At 47.3% G+C, this 5,226-nt stretch carries 2 protein-coding genes; one reads left to right on the top strand and one right to left on the bottom strand.

Features of this window, described 5'->3' with window-relative positions; translation table 11 throughout:
- Window positions 1–3,714 (top strand): PAS domain S-box protein (locus VN429_RS04155; RefSeq protein ID WP_325630104.1); only part of this gene is annotated, 3,714 nt, incomplete at its 5' end.
- 121 nt (window positions 3,715–3,835) lie between these two features.
- Here the strand turns inward: VN429_RS04155 and VN429_RS04150 are convergent.
- Window positions 3,836–5,086, bottom strand: coding sequence for a transporter substrate-binding domain-containing protein (locus VN429_RS04150; protein WP_325630101.1), 1,251 nt, complete (start codon window positions 5,084–5,086; stop codon window positions 3,836–3,838).
- Between the last annotated feature and the right edge of the window lie 140 nt (window positions 5,087–5,226).

The following is a 5,226-nucleotide window of genomic DNA, read 5'->3' as shown; positions in this document are numbered from 1 at the left end:
CATCCTGTTGATGGGTCTCCGTCCCGAGTAGTTCATGCTATTGGAAGGCGTGAATACGACTCTGATGGCAGGTTCGTGAGGGCCGTTGGTATTATCCAGGATGTCACGAACCAGCAGGAAATATCCCGGGAAAATGAACGGTTGATCATCGACCTGAGCACCAATAATGAGCAACTCGGGGCAGCGTTTGAAGAACTCTCAGGAGCTGAAGAGGAACTCAGATCGCAGTACAATGCCCTGTCACTCTCTGAAGATAAACTCAAGCAGACAACACAATATCTTGAAAATCTCCTGTCCATTGCAAATGTCCCCATTATCGTCTGGGATTCATCGTTCAGGATTACCAGGCTCAACCGTGCTTTTGAGGATCTGATTGGCAGATCATCTGAAGAGGTAGTGGGAGAAGAGATCATGACCCTGTTCCCTGCCGGTGCCCTGGATCGATCTGAAAGACTTGTTCAGACAACCCGTGATGGAGTCAGATGGGAGACAGTTGAACTTGAGATAAGCAGAAGTGACGGTACTATCCGAACGCTCGTATGGAACTCTGCTACTCTTTATTCTTCAGATGGTTTTACTCCGGTTGCAACCATTGCTCAGGGTCGAGATATTACTGACCAGCTGCGGCTTGAGTATGAAAAAGAGCGTGCCGTGAACCAGATTCAAAAGAACATTGCTCAGCTCTCTTTTCTCAACGATGAGATCAGAAACCCGCTTACCCTCATTGCCATATCTGCAGAAATAAATGATGAGAAAGCAATTGGTGTCATCCAGGATCAGGTGACGCGGATTGACCAGATGATCACACAGGTTGATAAAAGATCCTGGGAGTCTGAGAAGATCCTCGAGTACCTTCGAAAACATACGCCGATGGCGATTACCCAGTCTGCTGATCAGAAGAATGTCACCACAATAAAGAGCCATGTTCCACTTGTCCAAGAGGTTCAGGCAGAACTCTATACTATCCTTGACAGTATTGACGCTGTTGTGTATGTTGCAGACATGGAAACCTACGAGATCCTCTTTTTAAATCGTCAGGGAAGGGGGATGTTCGGAGATTATGCTGGGAAGAAATGTTATGAATATATTCAGCAACTTCAGGGCGGTCCGTGCCCGTTCTGCACCAACCACCTTTTAGTCGATGAATCAGGCCCAACCGGTGTGCATCACTGGGAATTGCAAAATACGCAAAACGGCAAGTGGTATGACTGTCGCGACCGTGCCATACGATGGAGCAACGGAAAGGTGGTCAGGCTTGAGATAGCAACTGATATCACTGATCTTAAGGAAGCAGAGGAGAGATTGCGAGAGAATGAGAGCCTGATCAGGAAAAAACTGGATGCTCTTCTCTCACCTGAAGGTGGCATTGATGTCCTGATTCTTTCTGAAATCATAGATGTTCCACAGATTCAGCGGATCATGGATGATTTTCACTCGCTGACTGGCCTCCTTGTTGCTATCCTTGATCTTCAGGGAACGATTCTGGTTGCGGCAGGATGGCAGGAAATATGTACACGCTTTCATCGTATAAATCCAGAAACCTGTAGAAACTGCCTTGAGAGTGACACCATTCTTTCACTGGGTGTTGCTCCAGGGACGTACAAGGCATACCAGTGCAAAAATCACATGTGGGATATTTCAACCCCTATTGTGGTAGGCGGCGTTCATATTGGTAATCTCTTCCTCGGGCAGTTCTTTTATGATGATGAGGTTGTAAACCTGGATTTCTACAGAGAGCAGGCCATCAGGTACGGGTTTGATGTCGATTCGTATCTTGCAGCCCTTGAGAAGGTCCCCCGGATGAGCAGGGAGAAGATCGATGTGGTAATGCAGTTTTACACACGGTTGATCTCGCTCGTCACCCAGGTCAGTTGGAGCAATATTAAACTTGTCCGAATCGTTCACGAACGTGATCTCCTTCTCGCGTCTGTTAAAGAAAGTGAAGAGAAGTACAGGCATTTGATAGAGCATGCCAACGATGGCATCGTGGTAACACAACAAGACAGATTGCAATTGGTAAATTCCCGAATGGAAGAGATAACCGGGTATCAGAAGAGTGATCTTCTCTCTCTTTCTTTTGTCACGTTTATTCACCCTGATGACCGGGTAATGGTATCTGAACGATATGTGGAGCGCCTGGAAGGTAAGGATGTTCCTTCACGATATCCATTCAGGCTGATCAGACCAGATGGGACGATAGTCTGGATTGAGTTGAGTGCAGTGCTTGTGGACTGGGAAGGAAAACCTGCGACATTAAATTTTATTACTGATATTACAGAGCGGAAACTGGCTGAAGATGCTCTCCGGGTCAGTGAAGGCCGGCTCTCCACGCTTGTGCAGACCCTTCCTGATCTGGTCTGGCTTAAAGATCCTAACGGGGTGTTTATCGCTTGCAACCACATGTTTGAACGATTTTTTGGAGCAAAAGAGGATGATATCATAGGAAAAACGGATTATGATTTCCTGAGTCCTGATCTGGCAGAGTTTTTCCTTTCCTATGATCGCAAGGTGCTGGAAACCGGTGTTTCTGGCAGAAATGAGGAGTGGATCACCTTTGCCGATGATGGGCACCAGGCACTTTTGGATACCATAAAGACGCCGATGTATGACTCAACAGGGACTCTTATCGGGGTGCTTGGGATCGGCCGTGACATAACGCTGCGTAGAGAAGCGGAGGAGGGTCTGATTACTGCCCAGGAACGGCTAAAAGAAGCTCATCGTCTTGCCCATTTTGGGACCTGGGATTGGATTCTCGAACCTGAAACCATAACCTGGTCAGAAGAACTCTACGTGATTGCAGGCATAGATCAGAACAGGCCTGCTCCCGGTTCTGCTGAAATGCAACGCATATTCTCCCCTTCGAGTTGGGAACGGTTGATTGTGGTATTTGCTCATTCCCTCTCTACAGGTGAACCCTTTACAATCGAACTTGAGATAGTCAGACCGGATGGAACCACCTGCTGGGCTCAGGGGTTCGGAGATGTTAAGAAAGATGAGAATGGGAAGATCATCGGTTTGCATGGGACACTGCAGGATATTCAAGAACTCAAACAGGCAGAAGCAGCCCTCTATGAAGCAAACCATAAGTTACATCTGCTCACCAGCCTGACACGCCATGATATTCTGAATCAGGTGTCAGCACTGGAAATGCTCCTTGATCTGGCATCAGAGTCTCCTGACCCACTCAAGACAAGGGAGTATATTAAAAATTGCATTGTTGCTACCGAGCAGATCGAGCGGACGATTGGGTTCACCCGTGAGTATGAGCGGTTTGGCGTTGTGTCCAGTGGTTGGCAGAGGATCAGGGCCATCATCAGTTCTGCGATGGCAGAGATCACTCTTGAAGGTGTTCCTGTACAGAATGAAGTTCCTGAAGCCCTTGAAGTATATGCCGATCCCATCCTTAGAAAGGTCTTTACTACCCTCATTGAAAATGCACTTCGGCATGGAGAAAAGATAACGTATATCCGGTTTTCAATCTCTGAAGCAGCAGATCGCCGTGTTATCATCTGTGAAGATGATGGTGTCGGAGTGCCTGATGGAGAAAAGGAACTTATATTTGAGCATGGATATGGGAAGAATACAGGTATCGGACTTTTTCTCGTGCGGGAGATCCTCTCTATCACCGGGCTTTTGATTAGGGAGACCGGGGTGCCGGGAGCAGGAGCACGGTTTGAGATCCTGGTGCCCGCAGGAAAATTCAGATTGGTCTGAAAAGCCAGAGGATTTGGTATCCGGTACGGTTTTGCCGGTGTCTTATCGAGGGGTTTATTGTCCTTGCATTGTGCAGGATTTTTTTTAAAAAAAAGTAGCGAGAAGTTGAGGCTCTTTGGGGTTATTTTTCTGATCTCTCTGCACCTGCTGCTTTCTCATCACAGGTCTGGTATCTTCCAACTCCAACGACATACTGATTGCCGTCACTTCCCTTTACCATCTGGTAGTAACTCATCTTCTGGTAGAGTCCCAGTGAGTCAGGATTCGAGTAGATATATGATACCCATCCGGTGCCGTTCTGCTCTGCACCTTTCACGATCTCATCGCGGAACGGATACCCAAAGACATCAGTTGTTCCTGCAAGATTTTTCCCTATATTAGCAGAATTTACTGCGTTTGCCAAGAGATTCACTGATGTATCAAACACGAATACATAAAGATCAGGGTCAGTCGGAGAGCGATACGGGTTTTTCCCTGCATTTATTGATTTGATTGTGTCCGGTGCATCAGCTGCAAGAGCAGCAGATGTTGTGTTGACAAGGTCTGTCACCTGCTCTCTGGTTGTTGAGTTTTCAGTGCATCTGACTTGTAGGTAGTCTGCAATAGTGCGTTCATACCTTGTCACTCCTGCCTCTGTCCGGTTCCGCTTGAAATCCTGCAGGGTGTTATTTATTGCATGTACAAACTCGGTCGGTGTTTCCGGGTTGAACGCAAGGTAATATCTGCTTGTTCCAAGTACCTGCCTCTCCCCGATTTGGCCTGGGTCTGCGGCATACTTCATAATGGCATGCTGACCAGCAAGTTCATCATATGCCCATCCGTCTGCAGATCCGTTCTCGATCATCATAACGGCGTCTTTTGCCTGTGGCACCTGTATGATATTCTTCTCATCTGCCCCGGCTGTGAGGGCATATGCCTTTCCACAGTCGTCGGTGAGCACTACGATCTTCTGGGAACCTAGCCCAATGTCAGATTGGTTGGTGTCTGTCCGGGTAAAGAGAACCTGTGAATTTTCCATAACCGGTCCTGCCCAGAGAAAGAGATCCTCACGCTCAGGGAGTCTGTCAGCTGAGAAGAGGATGGTATCAGGAGTGGTTCTGGCCAGGTTGTATGCTTCACTCCAGGGCAGAACACTAAATGATTCACGTGTTATGTTGCTTCCGAGCTGGTGCAAAGCCGCCTCTGTCAGATCTACAGAGATTCCTTTCAGTGTTCCGTTGTCAAGGTAATTGAGGGGGGCATAGTCTTCTGTGACAACCTTGAGATCATCGATATGAAAGGCTGGAACTGGTGCAGCCAGTGATACTGCGGGAATAAGCATGAAAACCAGGATAATGAATGCTGGAATCTTTGCATTGGTATACGTCATCATCACTTTGTCATGTTAATTTACACAGAAATGGAAAAATACTTCTCTCTTTGGTTTCAGTGGTTTATGATCTGCTTACCATGTGATATTGACCTGACTGCTTGAATTGGATCTGTTCACTCCCGCTTTCATGGGTCAAATTC

Origin of the sequence: Methanospirillum sp. (assembly GCF_035560735.1) — an archaeon.
Lineage (GTDB): Archaea > Halobacteriota > Methanomicrobia > Methanomicrobiales > Methanospirillaceae > Methanospirillum.
The sequence above is the reverse complement of the archived record's forward strand: the minus strand, read 5'-3'. Positions and strand labels throughout refer to the sequence as shown.